Origin of the sequence: Falsiroseomonas stagni DSM 19981, assembly GCF_900114315.1 — a bacterium.
In the GTDB taxonomy this organism is placed as follows: domain Bacteria; phylum Pseudomonadota; class Alphaproteobacteria; order Acetobacterales; family Acetobacteraceae; genus Falsiroseomonas; species Falsiroseomonas stagni.
In genome coordinates this window covers 1-18809 of record NZ_FOSQ01000022.1, presented here as the reverse complement: position 1 = coordinate 18809, position 18809 = coordinate 1, and the positions used below count along the sequence as shown (strand labels likewise).

Below are 18809 nucleotides of genomic sequence, written 5' to 3'. Positions count from 1 at the left end.
ATGCGCGGAGTGCCGAGATAGCTCGGGGGGCGGGAGAGGTTCGCCTACACTCCACCGCCCACCAGCGCCTGCATGCGAACCCCAACAGAAAGGGACTCGCATGACCAGACGATCCACCACCGCGCCCGCGCCGGCGCCCACCATCCCGAAGATCCCACCGACGCAGGTGCTGAGCCGGCTCGCCGCGCTGCAGGCGGCGCCGACCGCCACGCTCAAGCAGCAATGGCGGGAGCTGTTCGGCAAGGAGCCGCCGCCCTGGAACCGCGCCTACATCCAGAGCCGACTGGCCTATCGCATCCAGGAATTGGCCTATGGCGGGCTGAAGCCCGAGACCGTCGACCGGCTGGTGGCGCTGGGCGAGCAACTGGATGGCGGCAACGTCGTCCTGCGCCGAATCCGCGCCGACAGCCGCCCGCTGGCCGGCACACGCCTCATCCGGGAATGGCAGGGCGTGCAGCACATGGTCACCGTGCGTATCAACGACTTCGAATTCGAGGGGCGGCCGTATCAGTCGCTGTCGGCCATCGCGCGGCACATCACCGGGACGCGGTGGAATGGCTGGACGTTCTTCGGGCTGCGCGCGCGGGGTGATGCATGACCCGTCGCGCCCGCATCGAGCCGGCCATGCCGGCGACGACCAAGAAGCTCCGCTGCGCCGTCTATACGCGTAAGTCTACCGACGAAGGGTTGGAAAAGGAGTTCAACACACTCGACGCGCAGCGCGACGCTTGTGAGGCCTACATCGCCAGCCAGCGAGCCGAAGGCTGGGTGCTGGTCCGCGACCGCTACGACGATGGCGGGTTCTCCGGCGGCACGCTGGAGCGGCCGTCGCTACAGCGCCTTCTGCGCGACATTCAGGCCGACCTGGTCGACGTGATCGTGGTCTATAAGATCGACCGCCTGTCTCGCTCGCTGATGGATTTCGCTAAGTTGGTGGAGGTGATGGATGCGCACGGCGTCACTTTCGTGTCCGTCACGCAGAGCTTCAATACGACCACCAGCATGGGCCGGCTGACGCTGAACATCCTGCTCAGCTTTGCCCAATTCGAAAGAGAGGTCATTGGCGAGAGAATCCGCGACAAATTTGCGGCCTCCCGCGCCCGCGGCATGTGGATGGGGGGCAAGGTGCCGCTCGGCTACGACGTGGTGGCGCGCAAGCTGATCGTGAATGAGGATGAGGCGCCGCGGGTGCGCCGCGTGTTCGAGATCTTCGCCGAGACGGGATCGGGCATCGAGACGGTGGCCCGCCTTCGGGCGGAGGGCGCCACCAGCAAAGCGGGCCGCCCGCTGGACAAGGGCGACGTCTACAAGCTGCTGAACAACCGGACCTATGTCGGCGAGGCCGCGCACAAGGGGCAGGTCTATCCCGGCGAGCACCAGGGGATCGTGCCGCGGGAGCTGTGGGATCGGGCGCATGCCGTGCTGCAGGTCAGCCCACGGGTCCGAGCCAACCAGAATCGGGCGCAGACGCCGGCGCTGCTGAAGGGGTTGATTTTTGGGGTGGACGGGCGGGCGCTTTCGCCGACGCACGCCCGGAAGAATGGCCGGCTCTACCGATACTACGTGGCGCAGCGCGTGCTGAAGGGCGACGCCGCCGGCGACGCGAGCATCGTGCGCCGGGTGTCGGCGGCGGAGATCGAGGGGGCGGTGGTGGATCAGGTGCGCGCGTTGCTGCGGCAGCCGGAGATCGCGGTCGGCACCTGGCGGGCGGCGCGCAGGGAGGCGCCGGACCTGACCGAGGGCGAGACGCAGGATGCGCTGCACCGCCTCGATCCGCTGTGGGAGCATCTCTTCCCCGCGGAGCAGGCGCGGATTGTGCAGTCGCTGGTCGAGCGGGTGGTGGTCGGCCCGGCCGGTGCCGACATTCGGCTGCGGCTGGATGGGCTCGGCGGCCTCGTCCGTGACCTCACCGCTATTGCGCCCAGCGCGCTGAGGGCGGCGGCATGACGGCAGCCACCAGCATCACGGTCCGCGTGCCGCTGGCCATTCGGCACCGGCCGGGGCGGAAGACGGTCGTGACGCCGATGACCGATGGCATAGCGCCGGCCACGACGCGGGCTGACCCGGCGCTGGTGAAGGCGCTGGCGCGGGCGTTTCGCTATCAGCGGATGCTGGACGAGGGGCGCTACGCCTCGATCACCGAATTGGCAGCCGTCGAAAAGCTGGACCGCGGATATCTTGGCAGTCTGCTGAGGCTAACGCTTCTCGCCCCCGATATCATCGAGAGCGTGCTCGATGGCCACACGACCGACGGCGCATCACTTACCGCGCTCATGGAGCCGTTCCCCATCGAATGGGCTCGACAGCGAGACCGGCAGTGGTCGCCATCTCCGCCTCCACCCAATCTGCCAATCGCCGCACGCGGCGCCCGAGATGGGCGCCCTGCATGACGAAGTGATCGCGATCGTAGTCGGCCATGGCGTAGGCGATTGCCCACCGCAGCGTCGCTACGCCGAAAGTCTTGTCCTCGCGTTCGGTGAGGATGGCGCGGAGAAACAATAGCCGCCGATCCGTCGTGACGGCGCCATGGCAGTGAATGCTCCGACGCCGACGCAGCGGCGGGGCGGCCAGCCTGGCGGCCTCCAGCAGGGCGCGACGCCGCCCCGTGCGATCAGCGCAATCAGCCCGCGTAAGATCACGCGCCTCGATGAGAAGGCGGCAGACCGCCTCCGGGCAGTTCGGGTCCAGCACCGCCTCAACCAAGGTCTCGATGATCAGCGACTGCATGAAGCGCCGCTTGGCGCGCATGCTGAGACCCGCGACATAGGCCGCCACCGGGACAAAGCGCTGCGGGGTTTCGCGCAATCCGGCCTCGAGCCTCATCGCCACCATCCGCAGGCGCTGGGGTAACGGCATCCCACGTCCCCGGCGCTTGGGTGACAGGGCATCGCCGATGCCCTCCCGGGTGCGCGCAGGACGCCGCGGCTCGGGCACCTGCGTGCTGGCCGGGTCGTGGTCCGCCTCTGGTGCTGGCGTCGCCCAGGCGAGGATCTCCTCCGCCTGTGCGACTGTCAGCCGTCCCCCATTTCGATGGGCGATTGGCGATGCGCGCTCCAGGAAGCGCCAGAGCAGACCGGGCGGCGACATTCCGAACTGCCGCTCCACATCCCAGGCCTCCGGCACCACGCGGGCGAGATGCAGCAGAAGCTCTGCCCTGTTCCGCGCGATATGCGGAGGGTCGTCGCCGCGCAGGCAAATCTCGTAGGGCACGCTGACATGGCCCTCGGCGGTTGCCTGCGGGCCGGGGTCGCGGGCGAAGATCGCGACCTCATAGCCTTCCCCGATCAGGCGGGAGATGATCTCACCCGCCTGCCGCGGCAGCGTTCCCACCGCACGGTCTTGCCGGTCCAGGACCAGCACGGTGTTCGGGCCGCGCCGGTCGTCGTGCGCCTGGCGCAGCTTGAGGTATCGCAGCGCGTCCTTCGCCGCATCGAGGCTGCGGCCAGGCGCCGGCAGCCAGCCGCGTAACAGGGGCCTCGGCCGCTCCGCCGGCTTGGCCAGCACAGCGGGGGTGGGGGGTGCCAAGGCGGGCTCCACCCCGGGCATGGCAATCCCGAGCCGCTTGGCCTCTGCCAGGGCGCGGGCTGTCTGGATCCGGGCCGCTTCGCCGCCGACCAGACGGTAGTCCTGCGCGACAACCTGCCAGGAGGGCAACGGCAGGGCACCCGGTGGCACCCACTCGACTTCCTTGGTCCGCTGCCAACCAGCGCAGGGACCGGTCAGCATCACGGCGCGCCCGCCCGTGTCGGGTCCGCTGAACCGCTCCGCCATGAGCGGCTGGGCCTGGAGCAGATTCGCCACCTGATCTAGCGCGTCGGCTGGGCTGGCTTCCAAGGGTCCGGCATCCACCAGCGACAGGCGGGCGGCGATCCGCCAGTTCCCTGGCGTGGCCTCGAACGGATGGCCGTCCAGCATCTCGGCCTCGATCCGACCACCCGCGTCCAAGATCTCGGCAATGCGGCGATTCTCGCCCCGGGGCAGGTAGCCAAGCCGATCACCCTCCGGCGTGTGGATGGCGACGGCCCAGGGATCCCGCGTATTCGCCGGTTCGCGCCGCAGCAGCAGGGCCTGCCCGGCCCGCAACCGCGCGGCAACGCGCGGGGCGGCGTGGTACCGTGTGCCGACGACCGAGGCGTCCCCGAGGGGCAACGGTGCCCGCTTCGCGGTGGCGGCCAGAGGGGCCGCCACCATTGCCGGGGGCGGTGGCGCCGGCGCAACAGCGCCCACCCGAGCCGCCAGGGCCGAAACGGCGCTCAGAATGTCACGGCGGCGGGGCATGCTTGCGATGATGCAATGGGCTCGAATCAGCGGGAAGAGCCACGCCGACCAGCCTGAACTTCGCCCGGACCGACCGCGCGATGGATGACAGCGCGTTTATCCTTGGGCACAATGATCAATACTTGGACGTCACCGGCAGGCGCCGTGGCGCCGCCGGAGTCGATTGCCCCGATGTCGCGTACCTCAACCCCTCCAGGCGCCAACGGCCCTGGGCCACTGCATGCGGCGCTGCGGCAGGTCGCGGCCAGCATCGCCCGCCTGCGGGCCGATGGCGGCCAGGTATTGGAGGAAGATACCAAGCGAATTCTGATCACGCCGACAATCGAAGCGCTGGGCTGGGACCATATCGCAGAAATCCGCAACCAGTATCGGCACAACCGGCGCGACAATCCCGTAGATTATGCGCTCTTCCTCAACCGTTCGCCCGTGCTTTACGTCGAGGCCAAGCCGCTTGGCGGTTCGCTCGATGACCGGAAGTGGATCGTCCAGACGCTGAATTACGCCAATGCGGCCGGCGTGGATTGGTGCGTCCTCACCAACGGCGCCGAGTGGCGCATCTACAAGGTCCACGCCCAGGTCGACGCGGAGGAGAAGCGCTTCGCCACAGCGACGATCGACCAGCCCGAAACCCTGGACGACGCCGTGCGCGTGCTTGACCTCCTCAGCCGGGACAACATGCGGTCGCGGGCCATCGACGAACTCTGGCAGGCCTGGCACGTCGATCGCCAAGTCCAACAGGCGCTGGAGCAAACCCTCCAGGATGACGCCTTCGCGAGCCTGATCCGCAAGCGCTTCCCGCAACTCACCCTGGGCGATGTCCGCAAGTCGCTGCGCCGCGCCAACATCACCATCAGCTACCCCGGTCTGATTGCGGATATTCAGAGCGCCCGGCAGGTCCCTCCGCCGGCCAGCCCGCCAGCAGGAACCTCGACCAACGGCGCCGCGCCCGCGGCGTCCCGGCGGCGCATGCAATCCACGGACGACCTCTTCGCCCTTGGCCGTCTGGCGGCTGGCACCACCCTCACCATTCGTGGCCGCGAAGACTCCGCCGCCCGGGTGCTGGACGGGCAGACCGTCGAGTTCAAAGGCGAACGCCTCTCCTTCAATGATTGGGGCCAGCGTGTCACCGGCTGGACCTCGATCCGCATCTACACCATGGCCTGCCTCCCGGATGGCCGCACCCTCGACCAGCTCCGCGACAAAGCTGAAGCCGCGAGCACCACGCCATGAGCCAATCCCAATCCCTCTCCGCCCTCATCTGGTCCGTCGCCGACCTGCTGCGCGGCGACTACAAGCCCTATGAATACGGCAAGGTCATCCTGCCCTTCACCGTGCTGCGCCGGCTCGACTGCGTACTGGCTCCCTCGAAAGCCGCCGTTCTCGCCGAGCAGGCCGCGCGGCAAGCGAAGGGGATCAATCCCGAACCCTTCCTCCTGCGCCTCACCGGCGTGCCCTTCGCCAACACCTCGCCGCTCGATCTGAAGCTGCTGCTGGGCGACCAGGACAACATCGCCATCAACCTCACCGCCTATCTGCAGGGCTTCTCGCCGGCGGTGCGCGACATCTTCGAGCGCTTCCTGTTCGCCGACCAGATCGAGCGCCTGAAGAAGGCCGGGCTGCTCTACCAGATCACCGAGAAATTCCTCGGCTTCGACCTCGGCCCCGACCGTGTCAGCAATCGCGACATGGGGCTGATGTTCGAGGAGCTGATCCGCAAATTCTCCGACTTCTCGAACGAGCAGGCGGCCGAGCAATTCACCCCGCGCGACGTCATCACCCTCATCGTCAATCTACTGTTCATCGAGGACAGCGACATCCTCAGCCCCGGCACCGCCGCGGTCCGCACCGTCTATGACCCCACGGCCGGCACGGGCGGCATGCTGTCGGAAGCGGAGCGGCATCTGCGCGCGCACAACCCCGCCGCGTCGCTCACGCTGTTTGGCCAGGAGCTGAACGACGAAGCCTATGCCATCTGCAAGGCGGACATGCTCATCAAGGGCCAGGACGTCCGCAACATCCTGCCCGGCAATACGCTTTCCGCCGATGGGCACCCGACCCAGAAGTTCGACTACATGCTCTCCAACCCGCCCTTCGGCGTGGAGTGGAAGAAGGTCGAGAAGGAAGTCCGGCGCGAGCATGAGCAGTTGGGCCATGCCGGGCGCTTCGGCGCGGGGCTGCCGCGCATCTCGGATGGCTCGCTGCTGTTCCTGCTGCACCTGCTCTCGAAGATGCGCCCGGCGAAGGATGGCGGCAGCCGCATCGGCATCGTGCTGAACGGCTCGCCGCTATTCACCGGCGGCGCGGGTTCGGGCGAGAGCGAAATCCGCCGCCATGTGCTGGAGAATGATCTGGTGGAGGCGATCATCGCCCTGCCCACCGACATGTTCTTCAACACCGGCATCGCCACCTATGTCTGGGTGCTGTCCAACCGCAAGCCGGACCACCGCCGCGGCCTGGTGCAGCTGATCGACGCCTCCGCGCTGTGGCAGAAGATGCGCAAGAGCCTCGGCTCCAAGCGCCGGGAAATGGCCGAGGCGGATGTTGATGCCGTGACCCGGCTGTTCGGCGATTGCGTCGAGGCGCAGCTCGCCACCGTCACCACCGCGAACGGCCGCGTGACCCGCATGGTGGTGCGGGACGGCGAAGCGCTGCCACCGACGCCGGAAGGCGGCAGCGTGAAGCTGACGCCGATGTCACGCCTGTTCCGCACGGAGGCGTTCGGCTACCGCAGCATCACCGTGGAGCGGCCCTTGCGCGATGCGGCGGGGCAGGTGGTTCTTGGCCAGAAGGGGAAGGCCAAGGGCAAGCCGCAGCCGGACCCGGCGCTGCGCGACACCGAGAACGTGCCGCTCACCGAGGATGTGGAAACCTACTTCGCCCGCGAAGTCCTGCCGCATGCGCCGGATGCCTGGATCGACCACGATAAGACGCGCACGGGCTACGAAATTCCCTTCAACCGGCATTTCTACGTCTTCGAACCGCCGCGCCCGCTGGCGGCGATCGATGCCGACCTCAAGCACGTCACGGACCGCATCCTGACCATGATCGCGGGGCTGGCGGGATGAGCGACGGGCCGCCGCCTTCCTCCCTGCTGCTCTACCAGACCGAGGATGGCCGCACCCGGCTGGAATGCCGCTTTGCCGAGGACACGCTGTGGCTGACGCAGGTGCAGATGGCCGAGCTGTTCCAGACCAGCGTGCAGAACATCGACCTGCATTTGCGGAACATCTACGCGGAGGGCGAGCTGACCCCGGAGGCAACTATCAAGTCCTACTTGATAGTTCGAACCGAGGGGAAGCGGCAGGTCTCCCGCCCCATCCAGCACTACAGCCTGCCGGCCGTCCTTGGCGTCGGTTTCCGGGTGCGCAGCGCGCGCGGTACCGAATTCCGGCAATGGGCGACGGCGCGGCTGGAGGAGTACCTTCGCAAGGGCTTTGTGCTGGATGATGTGCGGCTGCGGAACCCGCCCGGGCCGGATGTGCCGGATTACTTCGATGAACTGCTGGAACGCATCCGCGACATCCGCGCCAGTGAGCGTCGGGTCTATCTGCGGGTGCGGGAGATCATCGCGCTGGCCGCTGACTATGTGCCGGGGGCGGCGGAGACCCAGGCCGTGTTCCAGGTGGTGCAGAACAAGCTGCATTTCGCCGCCACCGGCCAGACGGCGCCGGAACTGATCGCGAGCCGCGCCGATGCCGCAAAGCCCAATATGGGCCTGACGGCGCAGGCGGGCGCGCGGGTGCGCAAGGCCGATATCACTGTGGCGAAGAACTATCTGACCGCGCCGGAAATCACCGAGTTGAACCGCATCGTGGTGATGTTTCTCGACTTCGCCGAGGATCAGGCGCGGCGCCGCAAGCAGGTTTTCCTAAGTGACTGGAAGACCCGGCTGGATGATTTCCTGCGCTTCAACGACCGCGCCGTGCTGCCCAATGCCGGGCGGGTGACGCGGGAGGAAGCGGACCGCAAGGCCGCGGCGGAATACGAGGCATACGCGGCCCGCCGCCGCTCAGCGCTGGAAGCGGAAGGCGAGGCGGAGGCGCTGCGCCAATTGGAGGACGCGGCGAAGGCCCTGCCGAAGCGGCGCAAGCCGAAGGCGCGCGGAGGGAGCGGGGCATGACGTTTCCGGCGTATCCGGCGTATCGGGAGAGTGGCAATCCCTGGATTGGCTCGCTCCCAGTCGGCTGGGAGGTGATTGCGCTCAAACGGGACCTGCACTTCCTCACCAGCGGCTCGCGCGGGTGGGCGGATCACTACGCGGACGAGGGCGCTCTCTTTCTCCGCATCGGGAATCTTCCGCGCGACGGGCTGGAACTGGACCTTGCAGATATCCAGCGCGTTGCGGTGCCCGCTGGCGCGGAAGGGGAGCGGACGCGTGTCGAGCCAGGCGATGTTCTGTTCTCGATCACCGCGTTCATGGGCTCCGTTGCGGTCGTGCCCGACAAGCTCGAATGCGCCTATGTCAGCCAGCATGTCGCGCTCGCACGGCTGCGCGGCGACCTGCTGCTTCCGCGATGGGTTGGTTACGCGACGCTGTCTGCGGCGGGGAAGGCGTATCTGGACGCTCAATGCTACGGCGGCACGAAGATTCAACTCAGCCTCGACGATGTCGCCAACCTTCCGGTGACTGTGCCTTCTGTCGCGGAGCAGCTTGCGCTGATCGCCTTCCTCGACCGCGAGACCGGCAAGATTGACGCGCTGGTGGCGGAGCAGGAGCGGCTGATCGCGCTGCTGAAGGAGAAGCGGCAGGCCGTCATCTCCCAGGCCGTCACCAAGGGCCTCAACGCCAGCGCGCCCATGAAAGACTCCGGGGTGGCGTGGCTGGGGCAGGTGCCGGCGCATTGGGAGGTGCTGCGCCTTGGTGCGCTGTTCCGAGAAGCCATTGAGGAAGGCGAGCACGATCTCCCCGTGCTCAGCGTCTCGATCCATGACGGGGTGTCTGACCGCGAGCTTGCCGATAGCGAGATGGATCGCAAGGTCACGCGCAGCGAAGATCGAACGAAGTACAAGAAGGTCGCTGTCGGTGATCTCGTTTACAACATGATGCGTGCTTGGCAGGGCGGCTTCGGGACTGTCGCAGTCGCCGGCATGGTGAGCCCAGCCTATGTCGTGGCACGGCCGCGCGGCGACCTGCGCACGGCCTTCGTAGAGTTCGTTCTGCGGACGCCGCAGGCGATCGAGGAAATGCGCCGCTATTCAAAGGGCGTCACCGACTTCCGGCTTCGCCTCTATTGGGATGAATTCAAGCAGATCGTCCTTGCGGTACCGCCGCCCAACGAACAGGCGAGCATTCTGGCGGCTATCGACAGTCAAGCGGCTCGCTTCGACACCCTCACCACCGAAGCCCACCGGGCCATCGCGCTCCTCCGCGAACGCCGCGCTGCCCTCATCTCCGCCGCCGTCACTGGAAAGATCGATGTAGGCGGACTGTGCCTCTCGGTGGATGAAGCCGTATGAGCGTCTTAATGCGCAGCATCCTGCAGCAGATCGGCTTTGCCGAAGACTGGACCACGATCACCGAACAGGCGCCGGGCTTTCGGTTCAACGCCGGCAATCTCTGCATCCAGGCAGCGCAGGTCACGAACGAGTATCTCTGCCCGGTATTCCTGATCACCGGCATGGAGGATCAACGGCCCCGAGCCTTGGGTTCGATCCAGCTGTCGATACCGATCGCCGTGGAATCATTCGAACAGGGTGTCGCCTGGATTGCATACGCCGTCAGCGCACGATTCCAACCGACCAAGCCAATCGCATGGCTCGAACAAGGCCGGCTCTGGAAGCATCATCTGCCGTGGGAGCAGAAGCAGGCAGCCTTTCGCGCCCGGCCTCACTGCAGCGTCTCGCGGGATTGGTTCCGGATGCCCGCCAAGACCCTCGTGGCGCTATCGCTCTCGGCGCCAGAACAGGCGGCTGCGGTCTTCACGTTCGACGGCAACATCCTGACCATTCTCGCGGGCGACGCGCGGCTTCCCATGCCAGCCACGGGCACCGCCTGGGCCCGCGACTACGCCGTGCGGCTCGCCATCTTCAAGGACTTTCCAAAGCGCCTGATGCGAGCAAGCCTCGACATTGGCGTTTGGGAGGGAAAGCTGAACGTGGATCGGGCGAGATTCGATCTTTTCGAATCCGCGGAACCACAGCCTTGAGCCTGCACCGCGAATCCCGGCTGGAAGACGCCATCTGCGCCCACCTCGCGGCCCATGGCTGGCTCTATGAGGCCGATGCCGCCGCACGCCACAACCGCCCCCGCGGCCTGTTCCTGGAGGACCTCACCGCCTGGGTCCAAACCACCCAGCCCGATGCCTGGGAGGCCCTGACCAAGACGCATGGTGCCTCTGCCGGCCTGGCGCTGGCCGACCGCCTGCGCGCCGCGCTCGACCGGCAAGGAACGCTGGAGGTGCTGCGCCAGGGGCTCGACATGGTGGGGCTGCGCCGGCCGATCGCCCTCGTGCAATTCCGCCCCGCGCTGGGCATGAACCCGGCCCTGGCCGAACGCTACGCCGCCAATCGGCTGCGCGTGGTCCGGCAGGTTCGGTATTCGGGCGCGCATGAGAACAGCCTCGACCTGGTGCTGTTCCTGAACGGCATTCCCGTCGCCACGGCCGAGCTGAAATCGGACTACACCCAATCCGTGCGCGATGCGGTGGACCAGTACCGCTACGACCGCGCGCCGCGCCTGCCTGGCCGCAACGTGCCGGAGCCCATCCTGGCCTTCCCCGGTGGTGCGCTGGTCCATTTCGCCGTCAGCAACAGCGAGGTGCGGATGTGCACGCGCCTCGATGGTGCCGACAGCCGCTTCCTGCCCTTCAACCAGGGCCATGATTTCGGCGCCGGCAATCCGAACAACCCGAATGGCACGGACACCGCCTATCTGTGGGACCAGGTATGGCAGCGGGATTCCTGGTTGGAGATCCTCGGCCGGTACCTGGTGCCGGTGAAGGATGGCAAGCAGCGCCTGACCGGCTGGATCTTCCCGAGATTCCACCAGCTCGACGGCACGCGGCGGCTCGTGGCGCAGGTGCTGACGGATGGCCCTGGCGGGCGCTACCTGATCGAGCACTCGGCAGGGTCCGGCAAGACGAACTCCATCGCCTGGACGGCGCATTTCCTGGCCGATTTGCACGATGCCGAGAACCGAAAGGTCTTCGACACGGTGCTGGTGGTGTCGGATCGCACGGTGCTGGACCGGCAGTTGCGCGAGGCCCTGGAGGGGTTCGAGCGGACGCAAGGCGTGGTCGCCACCATCACCGGCGATGGCGGCAGCAAAAGCCAGGAGCTGGCAGAGGCGCTGGCGGCGGGCAAGAAGATCGTGGTCTGCACCATCCAGACCTTCCCCTTCGCCATCGAGCAGGTACGCGCCCTGGCCCGCATGCAGGGCAAGCGCTTCTGCGTGATCGCGGATGAGGCGCATTCCTCCCAGACCGGCCAGGCCGCCCAGAAGCTCAAGCAGACATTGACGGCGGAGGAGGCGGCGGCGCTGGAGGATGGCGGCGAGTTCGACCTTGAGGACCTCCTGGCCGCCGAGATGAAGGGCCGCGCGGCGCAGGATGCCGCGATCAGCTACGTCGCCTTCACCGCGACACCGAAGGCCAAGACGCTTGAGCTGTTCGGCCGGCGGCCGGACCCGTCGCGTCCGGCGGCGCAGGATAATCGGCCCGCGGCCTTCCACACCTATTCGATGCGCCAGGCGATCGAGGAGGAATTCATCCTCGACGTGCTGCGCAACTACACCGCCTATCGCATGGCCTTCCGCCTGACCCATGCCGGGCGCGAGATGGACGAGACGGAGGTTGATGCCAGCGAGGCGAAGAAGGGCATCATGGGATGGGTGCGGCTGCATCCGCACAACATCGCCGCCCGCGTGCAGATCGTGGTGGAGCATTTCCGGCAGAACGTGGCGCATCTGCTGGCGGGCCGCGCCAAGGCCATGGTGGTAACCGCCAGCCGGCGCGAGGCGGTGCGCTGGATGCGGGCGATGGAGGCCTATATCCGCCAGCGCCGCTACAATCTCGGCGTGCTGGTGGCCTTCTCGGGCGAGGTGAACGATCCGGAGAGCGGCCCCGACCCCTTCACCGAGGCCAGCATGAACCCGGGGCTGCGCGGGCGCGACATGCGCGAGGCGTTTGCCACCGCGGAATTCAGCCTGTTGATCGTGGCGAACAAGTTCCAGACCGGCTTCGACCAGCCGCTGCTCTGCGCGATGTATGTGGACCGCCGGCTCGGCGGCATCCAGGCGGTGCAGACCCTCTCGCGCCTGAACCGTGCCTATCCGGGGAAGGACACGACCTATGTCGTGGACTTCGTGAATGAGCCGGAGGAGGTGCTGGGGGCGTTCCGGCAATACCACACCACCGCGCAGCTCGCCGATGTGAGTGACCCGAATGTGGTGCTGGACCTGCGCAGCAAGCTGGATGCGCTTGGGTTCTATGACCGCTTCGAGGTTGAGCGGGTGGCCAAGGTCGCGATGACCCCGGGCGCGACGCCGGGTGATCTCGATGCGGCTCTGGGCCAGGTGAGCAGCCGGTTGCTGACCCGCTTCAAGCACGCGCAGCAGGCCGTCCGCGGGGGCACCGATGGCTCAAAGGCGAGCGACGCGGCGAAGGATGAGATGGAGGCGCAGCTGCTCTTCAAGCGCGACCTCGGCAGCTACGTGCGGGCCTATGAGTTCCTCGGGCAGATGTTCGACTACGGGAACACCGAGTTTGAGAAGCTCTATCTGTTCGCCCGGCTTCTGCTGCCCCTGCTTGACTATGGGCGCGAGCGTGAGGGGATCGATCTTTCAGCGCTGCGCCTGACGCATCACAAGCTGCGCGACCTGGGGCAGCAGAAGCTGAACCTGGCGGGCGGGGAGCCGGCAGAGGGGCTGAAGCCGGTGACGGAAGTGGGCTCCGGGGAGATCCAGGACCGGCAGAAGCAGCCTCTGGCCCAGATCATCCAGGCGCTGAATGACCTGTTCGAAGGGGAGCTCACGGACGGGGACCGGGTCGCCTTCGCGGAAAGCGTCCGGACCAAGCTGATGGAGAGCGAGACGCTGCGGGCCCAAGCCGCTGCCAACACTCGGGAGCAGTTCGTGAACTCGCCGAATCTGCGGGAGGAGCTGCTGAACGCCATCATTTCGACGATGGAGGCGCATGGCAGCATGAGCCGGCAGGCGCTGAACTCAGAGGCGATTCAGGCCGGCCTATTGTCTGTGCTGCTGGGGCCGGGGGCGCTGTGGGAGCGGCTGCGGCGTGGCGAGGAAGGTGGCGAAGGGGCCAGATAAGCTCGGGAGTTGCGCATCCAGGCTCGTCCGGCAGGCGGTCGGAATACAGAAGAGTGCTGCCTCCGGTCTGGCCGAATGCGTTTGAGTTCAGCTACTTGGAACTTGAGGGTAAAATCACCCGACCCCCGAGCTTCGGAGACTTCCGAGCCTCCGGAGAGCGATTTCCGGGGTCGTTTCGTTCTCCAACCGTCAAGCCATCGCGGCAGAACCCCAGGAAACCTGCGGTTCAGGGCGCCATCGACGCATGGAAAACATGAGGTTGGGAAACCGACTGGAGCAGCGGTGGGAACCAGGGTCCAACCTTCTCTGGCACATGCGTCACCTGTGCGGGGGCGCCGGCATTCGAACACTCCAAGGCGTGCAGGGTGCAGACACGCCTCTCGTCACCCGGCGGCGAGGTACTCGGCCGCGATCACACCAAAGGTGAGAGCGGGGCCGAGCGTGATGCCAGGGCCCGGATAGGTTCCCCCCATCACGCTGGCCATGTCGTTGCCGACCGCGTGCAGTCCGACGATGGGCGTACCGTCGGTACGGAGGACGCGGGCATCTGCGTCCACGCGCAAGCCGGCGAAGGTGCCGATGTCTCCAGCACGCAGTCGCACCGCGAAGAATGGCGGGCTGGCCAAGGGTGCGATGCAGGGGTTCGGCAGATGGCCGGCCTGCCCGATATGCCGCTGATAGGCATCGCCGCCCTTCCCGAACTGCGGATCCTCGCCTCTCGCCGCATGCGTGTTCCAGATCGCCAAGGTCTCCTTGAGTGTGGCCGGATCCACGCCGAGCCGCACGGCTAGGCGATCGGGTGTCGGCACGCGGATGAGATAGCCGGCACGCTGCAGTGCACGGTTCGCTGCGGGCCATGGGCGTGCAGCACCAATGCCATGCTGGCGGACGGCTGACGCATCACCGATCAGGAAGGCCTCCCCCCCGGGCCTCGCCGCGATCAGCGGTCCGAGGTCGTGATAGGACAGCGCCTCGCTCGCGAAGCGCCGCCCGGTGCGGTCCACGATCAGGAAGCCGGGCTTGCTGCGGTCGAAGAAGTGCGGAAACGGCGTGGTCGCGCCATCCGGTCCCGGCACGTCGGACACCGGCACCCAGGCCAGCGCCGAGGCGACGTCGTCGCGCAGCGCCCCGCCAGCGGCGCGCGCCGCGCGCACACCGTCGCCCGTGGCACTGGCCGGCGCGAGCGAAGGACCGATCCCCGTGAGGCCGAGTTCCGCACGCAGCGCCGCATCATGCGGGACGCCACCCGCGGCGAGTACCACGCCGCGCCGTGCGCGGATGCGGTGCGGCGAGCCGTCCCGCGCCACGACGGCGCCGACAACGCGCCCCTCCTCGAGCAGGATCTCCTGCAGCGCCGTGCTCAGATGCGGTCGGACGCCCCGCGCGAGCAGGGCGTGCAGAAGGGCGCCTGCCAGCGCGTTGCCGTTCGTCAACCGTGTTGCCTGCCCGTGCAGCAGGCGGTCGGCGGCGTAGCGTCCGATGAGGCGGGCGGCTTTGACCGCGGCGCGGGGCGAGCGCGTGGCCTGCGAGAGCGGGGCGATGTCCTCTGCGCTGACCATCATCCCGCCCAGCAGCGTCATGCCTGGCAAGGGCCTGCGCAGCAGCGCGAGATCCGCCCCGAGAAGCCGGCCGTCGAAGGGCGCGGGCCGGACGGCACGGCCTCCCGCAGACCACCCTGGGAGAGCGGGATGGTAGTCGGGATAGACCGGGGCGACGAGGCGCAGCCCCGCCTGCGCGACGAGGAAATCGATGACGCGCGGCGCTTCGGTCAGGAAGCGCCGAGCCTGGTTCTCATCAAGCCGGTTGCCGGCCTCCGCGCGCAGGTAGGTGAGGGCTGTCCCGACCGGGTCGGGGTCGGCGTCCCCGGCGAAGATCCGATTGCCCGGCGCCCAGATCACGCCGCCTGACAGCGCGGTGGAGCCGCCGATGAGCGGCTCCTTCTCGATCAGCACGGCATCAAGACCGGCGACCGTGGCGGCGAAGGCCGCCGCCATGCCGCCAGCGCCGGTCCCGACGACCAGCACATCACAGACGTCGGGGCAGGCGTCCGGCCGCGGGGGCGCCATGGCGTTCAGCGAAGGATCTCGTTCCAGACATCGTAGGCTGCCGGACGCATGAAGACCGCGTCGATCTTGCGGCCGGCAAAGCGCCAGACGCCGTCCTGGCAGATGTATTCGTCCTGGTAGTTGCCCATGAAGAACGGGCCGTCGAAGGGGATGCGGTTGCGCGGCTTCTCGTCCGCGGCGTCGAAGCGGTAGCTGGTGACGTAGGTGGTGCCGATTGCGCGCGTCTCGTCCTGCACCTCGATGAGGATGTTCGAGACGGCATGGCGTGTGGTGCGAGTCTTTGGGCGGCTGTGCATGTAGGTGCGGATCGCCTCGCGCCCCTCGAGGGGCCAGCCGTCGAGGTTCAGCACGGCCCCCTCGGTGAAGAGGTCGCAGAGTTCGTCGAAGCGGCGGAAGTCGATGAAGACGGCATAGGCCGTGGGCAGGCGGGCGCATTCCGCCTCGATCGCGCGGCGTTGGGCGAGGTTCATCCGGGCCGTCTCCTCCTGGGATTTGACAAGAAGCTATATCTTATAGGATTTTGAGGTCAACACGACCTTGGACCGCCCCGCCGCATGGACATGGAACCGCTCCGCGCCGCGCGTGCCGCAGCGCCTGCCGCCTTCGGCAGCGCTGGCGCCGAGGTCGGGCGATTGCTGCGCGATGCCATCCTGGCAGGGCGCTGGCCGGCCGGAGCACAGATCAAGCAGCAGCCCATCGCCGAGGAACTCGGCGTCAGCCACATCCCGGTGCGCGAGGCGCTGAAGACGCTGGAGAGCGAGGGCTTCGTGGTGCTGGCTGCACGGCGCGGCTACTTCGTCGCGCCCGTCTCGGTCGAGGATGCGCGGGAGATCTGGCACCTGCGCCGTACTCTGGAACCGATGGCGATCGCGGCGTCCGTCCCGCGTGCTGGCGGCGCACATTTCGCGCGTGCCGAGGCGCTGTTGCGCGACCTGGCGCGCACGGACAACCACCTGGCTTGGATGCGCCTGAACTGGGCCTTCCATGCCGCGCTCTACGAGGCTGCTGAACAGCCGCGGCTGCTGGACTTCATCCAGTCGCTCTGGGCGAACGTGATCCGCTATTGCGCAATGCTGGCCGTGAAGGAGACACCCTACGTCCGCAGCGGCGAGCACGCCGGGATCCTCGCCGCATATCGCGCCGGCGAGGCAGCGGCGGCGGAGAGGTTGGTCGTGCGCCACATGGACGATGTCGAGCGTCGCCTGTTGCGCGTGCTGCGGAAGGGCTGATGCGCCCCGGCCTAGCGCGTGCTGCGCCCGCCATCCACCGGCAAGGCAACGCCGGTGACGAAGGACGCGTCTTCGCTGGCCAGGAAGGCAACCGCGGCGGCGACCTCCTCCGGCCGGCCGTAGCGGCCCATCGGGTGGCGCGCGACGGAGGCGGCGCGCAGGCGTGCTCCGTCCGTGCTTCCCGCGAGGAAGCCATCGGCCATCGGCCCCTCGATCGTGCCGGGACAGACGGCGTTGACGCGGATGCTCTCGGCGGCGTGGTCGAGCGCCATCGCATAGGTCAGCGCCACGACGCCGCCCTTGGTTGCGGCGTAGGCCGCCATCCCCTGGTTGCCGCGCAGCCCGACGACGGAGGCGATGTTGACAACGCAGCGACCGGCACCCCGCCGAAGCAGCGGCAGCATCGCCCGGCAGCCGAGAAAGGCGCCGGTCAGGTTGACATCCAGAAGGTGCTGCCAGTCTGCGACCGTGGTGTGCTCGACATCTCCCATGGCCAGTACGCCCGCGCAGTTAACCAGCGCGTCGAGGCGGCCATGCGCAGCCTCGATGCGCATCGCGAGCGCCGCCCAGGACGCGTCCTGTGTGACGTCGAGCAGCGCATCCACCCTGTCATCACGCATCGCGCGGTCGCAGCCCACGATGGTCGCGCCCTCGGCGGCAAGCCGGTTGCGGATGGCGCTGCCAATCGCGCCGGCCGCGCCCGTCACCAGCACCACGTGCCCGTCAAATCGCTGCACCGGATCCACCTTCGCCTGTCCGGACCACTCTGCCACGCAGCGCCGCGTGATGACCACGCGGCGATACCTCACCGAGGGAGGATAACATGATCGCAACTACCCGTCGTACGCTCGGCGGTCTGGCCGCTGGCGTCCTGTTGCCCACCGTGGCATCGGCGCAGGCTCCGTGGCCTCAGCGACCGTTGCGCTGGATCGTGCCGTATGCCGCCGGTGGCGGGTCGGACTTCCTGGCCCGCACGCTGGCCGCCGCCGTGGGCAATGCGATCGGTCAGGCCATCGCGGTCGAGAACCGCGGCGGCGGCGCGACGATCCCGGCCACCCAGATGGCCGCGCAGTCCGCGCCGGACGGCTACACGCTGCTGTCGGCTGACCTGACCGCGCTCGTCATCACGCCGGCAATGGCGCGGCGGCTGCCCTATGACCCGATCCGCGATTTCCGCCCGGTCGCGCCCATCGCGCGGTTTCCCTATGTGATCCTCGTGCATCCCGATGTGCCCGCGCGTAGCGCGGCAGAACTCATCGCGCTTGCGCGGGCCCGGCCGAACACGCTGAACTTCGCGCATGCTGGCACCGGCACCCCGAACCACCTCGGCACGGAGCGGCTGATCCGTGCCACCGGCATTCAGGTCACCCAGGTTTCCTACCGTGGCGGCGCGCCGGCGGTGACTGATCTCGTCGCCGGCGTGGTGCAGGCCAGCGTCAGTGACTACGCCTCCGCCGCGCCGGCGATCCAGGGCGGCCGCGTGCGCGCGGTGGGCATTCCGGCGCCGCAGCGCCTCGATCTGCTGCCTGACGTGCCGACGCTCGCCGAGCAGGGCATCAACGGCGCGGACGTCTATTCCTGGCAGGGCGTGGCGGTGCCGGCCGGCACGCCGGATGCGGTCGTCGTGCGGCTGCAGGCCGAACTCGAGCGCGCACTGCGCAACCCGGAGATCGCACAGCGCCTCCGGTCGGTCAGCCTCGAGCCCTTCCCAGGGTCCAGCGAGCAGATGCGCGACCTGATCGCAAGCGAGACGGCGGTCTGGGGGCCCCTGATCCGCGAGCTTGGTATCACCCTAGACAGCTGACGAGGCGAAGCGGCTCACGCAGGAGCACGCGCTGCCACTCAGACGAAATGGGAGCCGCGTGTTTGAGCGGTGCAAGATTGGATCTATCGATGGGAGGACGGGGTAACCCGCGCCTCTCACGGGATTGGTCGTGGCACCTGGCGGCGCGGGGATGAGCCGAAACGGTCGTC

At 67.9% G+C, this 18809-nt stretch carries 14 protein-coding genes; 10 read left to right on the top strand and 4 right to left on the bottom strand.

All coding sequences use genetic code 11. The features are described 5' to 3' along the window. The first annotated feature begins 100 nt into the window (after nt 1-100). A complete protein-coding gene (locus tag BM041_RS28270) occupies nt 101-598 on the top strand; it encodes a DUF2924 domain-containing protein (protein ID WP_092963275.1) in 498 nt (165 codons plus the stop codon). Beyond that, the gene (locus tag BM041_RS28265) at nt 595-1947 is read left to right on the top strand and encodes a recombinase family protein (RefSeq protein WP_175534227.1); all 1353 of its coding nucleotides are present in this window, start codon (nt 595-597) and stop codon (nt 1945-1947) included. Before BM041_RS28270 ends, BM041_RS28265 begins: the two co-directional genes overlap by 4 nt. A 324-nt stretch (nt 1948-2271) precedes the next feature. Here the strand turns inward: BM041_RS28265 and BM041_RS28255 are convergent, their stop codons facing one another. Continuing rightward, entirely contained in the window at nt 2272-4278 is a 2007-nt protein-coding gene (locus BM041_RS28255; RefSeq protein ID WP_092963274.1) for an HIRAN domain-containing protein, read from the bottom strand. Between the two features lie 171 nt (nt 4279-4449). Between BM041_RS28255 and BM041_RS28250 the strand changes: the two genes are divergently transcribed. The 6 genes from BM041_RS28250 to BM041_RS28230 are packed head-to-tail and all read left to right on the top strand — an operon-like array spanning nt 4450 to nt 13540. Continuing rightward, complete coding sequence (locus BM041_RS28250) at nt 4450-5508, top strand: type I restriction endonuclease (protein WP_217648880.1); 1059 nt, start codon at nt 4450-4452, stop codon at nt 5506-5508. Beyond that, nucleotides 5505-7343, top strand: coding sequence for a type I restriction-modification system subunit M (locus BM041_RS28245; RefSeq protein ID WP_092963272.1), 1839 nt, complete (start codon nt 5505-5507; stop codon nt 7341-7343). Before BM041_RS28250 ends, BM041_RS28245 begins: the two co-directional genes overlap by 4 nt. Beyond that, on the top strand, nt 7340-8398 hold the full coding sequence (locus tag BM041_RS28240) for a virulence RhuM family protein (protein WP_092963271.1): 1059 nt from the start codon (nt 7340-7342) through the stop codon (nt 8396-8398). The genes BM041_RS28245 and BM041_RS28240 overlap by 4 nt, the downstream gene beginning before the upstream one ends. Continuing rightward, nucleotides 8395-9735: a restriction endonuclease subunit S domain-containing protein gene (locus BM041_RS28235; RefSeq protein ID WP_092963270.1), complete on the top strand. Its 1341-nt coding sequence runs from the start codon at nt 8395-8397 to the stop codon at nt 9733-9735. Before BM041_RS28240 ends, BM041_RS28235 begins: the two co-directional genes overlap by 4 nt. Nucleotides 9736-9743: 8 nt before the next feature. Beyond that, a complete protein-coding gene (locus tag BM041_RS31645) occupies nt 9744-10424 on the top strand; it encodes a hypothetical protein (protein ID WP_245762303.1) in 681 nt (226 codons plus the stop codon). Then, nucleotides 10421-13540: a type I restriction endonuclease subunit R gene (locus BM041_RS28230; RefSeq protein ID WP_245762302.1), complete on the top strand. Its 3120-nt coding sequence runs from the start codon at nt 10421-10423 to the stop codon at nt 13538-13540. Before BM041_RS31645 ends, BM041_RS28230 begins: the two co-directional genes overlap by 4 nt. A gap of 383 nt (nt 13541-13923) precedes the next feature. On the opposite strand, the gene BM041_RS28225 is transcribed toward BM041_RS28230, so the two are convergent. Next, entirely contained in the window at nt 13924-15606 is a 1683-nt protein-coding gene (locus BM041_RS28225) for an FAD-dependent oxidoreductase (RefSeq protein WP_092963268.1), read from the bottom strand. A 5-nt stretch (nt 15607-15611) separates the two neighbouring features. Further along, complete coding sequence (locus BM041_RS28220; protein WP_092963267.1) at nt 15612-16076, bottom strand: nuclear transport factor 2 family protein; 465 nt, start codon at nt 16074-16076, stop codon at nt 15612-15614. An 84-nt stretch (nt 16077-16160) separates the two neighbouring features. On the opposite strand from BM041_RS28220, the gene BM041_RS28215 reads away from it, so the two are divergent. After that, nucleotides 16161-16835 (top strand): GntR family transcriptional regulator, encoded by a 675-nt coding sequence (locus tag BM041_RS28215; RefSeq protein ID WP_092963266.1) that lies wholly within the window; start codon nt 16161-16163, stop codon nt 16833-16835. Nucleotides 16836-16846: 11 nt separating this feature from the next. On the opposite strand, the gene BM041_RS28210 is transcribed toward BM041_RS28215, so the two are convergent. Next, the gene (locus tag BM041_RS28210) at nt 16847-17572 is read right to left on the bottom strand and encodes an SDR family NAD(P)-dependent oxidoreductase (RefSeq protein ID WP_217648879.1); all 726 of its coding nucleotides are present in this window, start codon (nt 17570-17572) and stop codon (nt 16847-16849) included. A gap of 86 nt (nt 17573-17658) precedes the next feature. On the opposite strand from BM041_RS28210, the gene BM041_RS28205 reads away from it, so the two are divergent. Beyond that, on the top strand, nt 17659-18639 hold the full coding sequence (locus BM041_RS28205) for a Bug family tripartite tricarboxylate transporter substrate binding protein (protein ID WP_092963265.1): 981 nt from the start codon (nt 17659-17661) through the stop codon (nt 18637-18639). Nucleotides 18640-18809: the final 170 nt, after the last annotated feature.

What these genes read in the sequence shown, in the direction of transcription:
- BM041_RS28270 (WP_092963275.1), top strand. Translation starts at nt 101, where the DNA reads ATGACCAGACGATCCACCACCGCGCCCGCGCCGGCGCCCACCATCCCG.
- BM041_RS28265 (WP_175534227.1), top strand. Translation starts at nt 595, where the DNA reads ATGACCCGTCGCGCCCGCATCGAGCCGGCCATGCCGGCGACGACCAAG.
- BM041_RS28255 (WP_092963274.1), bottom strand. Translation starts at nt 4,278, where the DNA reads ATGCCCCGCCGCCGTGACATTCTGAGCGCCGTTTCGGCCCTGGCGGCT.
- BM041_RS28250 (WP_217648880.1), top strand. Translation starts at nt 4,450, where the DNA reads ATGTCGCGTACCTCAACCCCTCCAGGCGCCAACGGCCCTGGGCCACTG.
- BM041_RS28245 (WP_092963272.1), top strand. Translation starts at nt 5,505, where the DNA reads ATGAGCCAATCCCAATCCCTCTCCGCCCTCATCTGGTCCGTCGCCGAC.
- BM041_RS28240 (WP_092963271.1), top strand. Translation starts at nt 7,340, where the DNA reads ATGAGCGACGGGCCGCCGCCTTCCTCCCTGCTGCTCTACCAGACCGAG.
- BM041_RS28235 (WP_092963270.1), top strand. Translation starts at nt 8,395, where the DNA reads ATGACGTTTCCGGCGTATCCGGCGTATCGGGAGAGTGGCAATCCCTGG.
- BM041_RS31645 (WP_245762303.1), top strand. Translation starts at nt 9,744, where the DNA reads ATGCGCAGCATCCTGCAGCAGATCGGCTTTGCCGAAGACTGGACCACG.
- BM041_RS28225 (WP_092963268.1), bottom strand. Translation starts at nt 15,606, where the DNA reads ATGGCGCCCCCGCGGCCGGACGCCTGCCCCGACGTCTGTGATGTGCTG.
- BM041_RS28220 (WP_092963267.1), bottom strand. Translation starts at nt 16,076, where the DNA reads ATGAACCTCGCCCAACGCCGCGCGATCGAGGCGGAATGCGCCCGCCTG.
- BM041_RS28215 (WP_092963266.1), top strand. Translation starts at nt 16,161, where the DNA reads ATGGACATGGAACCGCTCCGCGCCGCGCGTGCCGCAGCGCCTGCCGCC.
- BM041_RS28205 (WP_092963265.1), top strand. Translation starts at nt 17,659, where the DNA reads ATGATCGCAACTACCCGTCGTACGCTCGGCGGTCTGGCCGCTGGCGTC.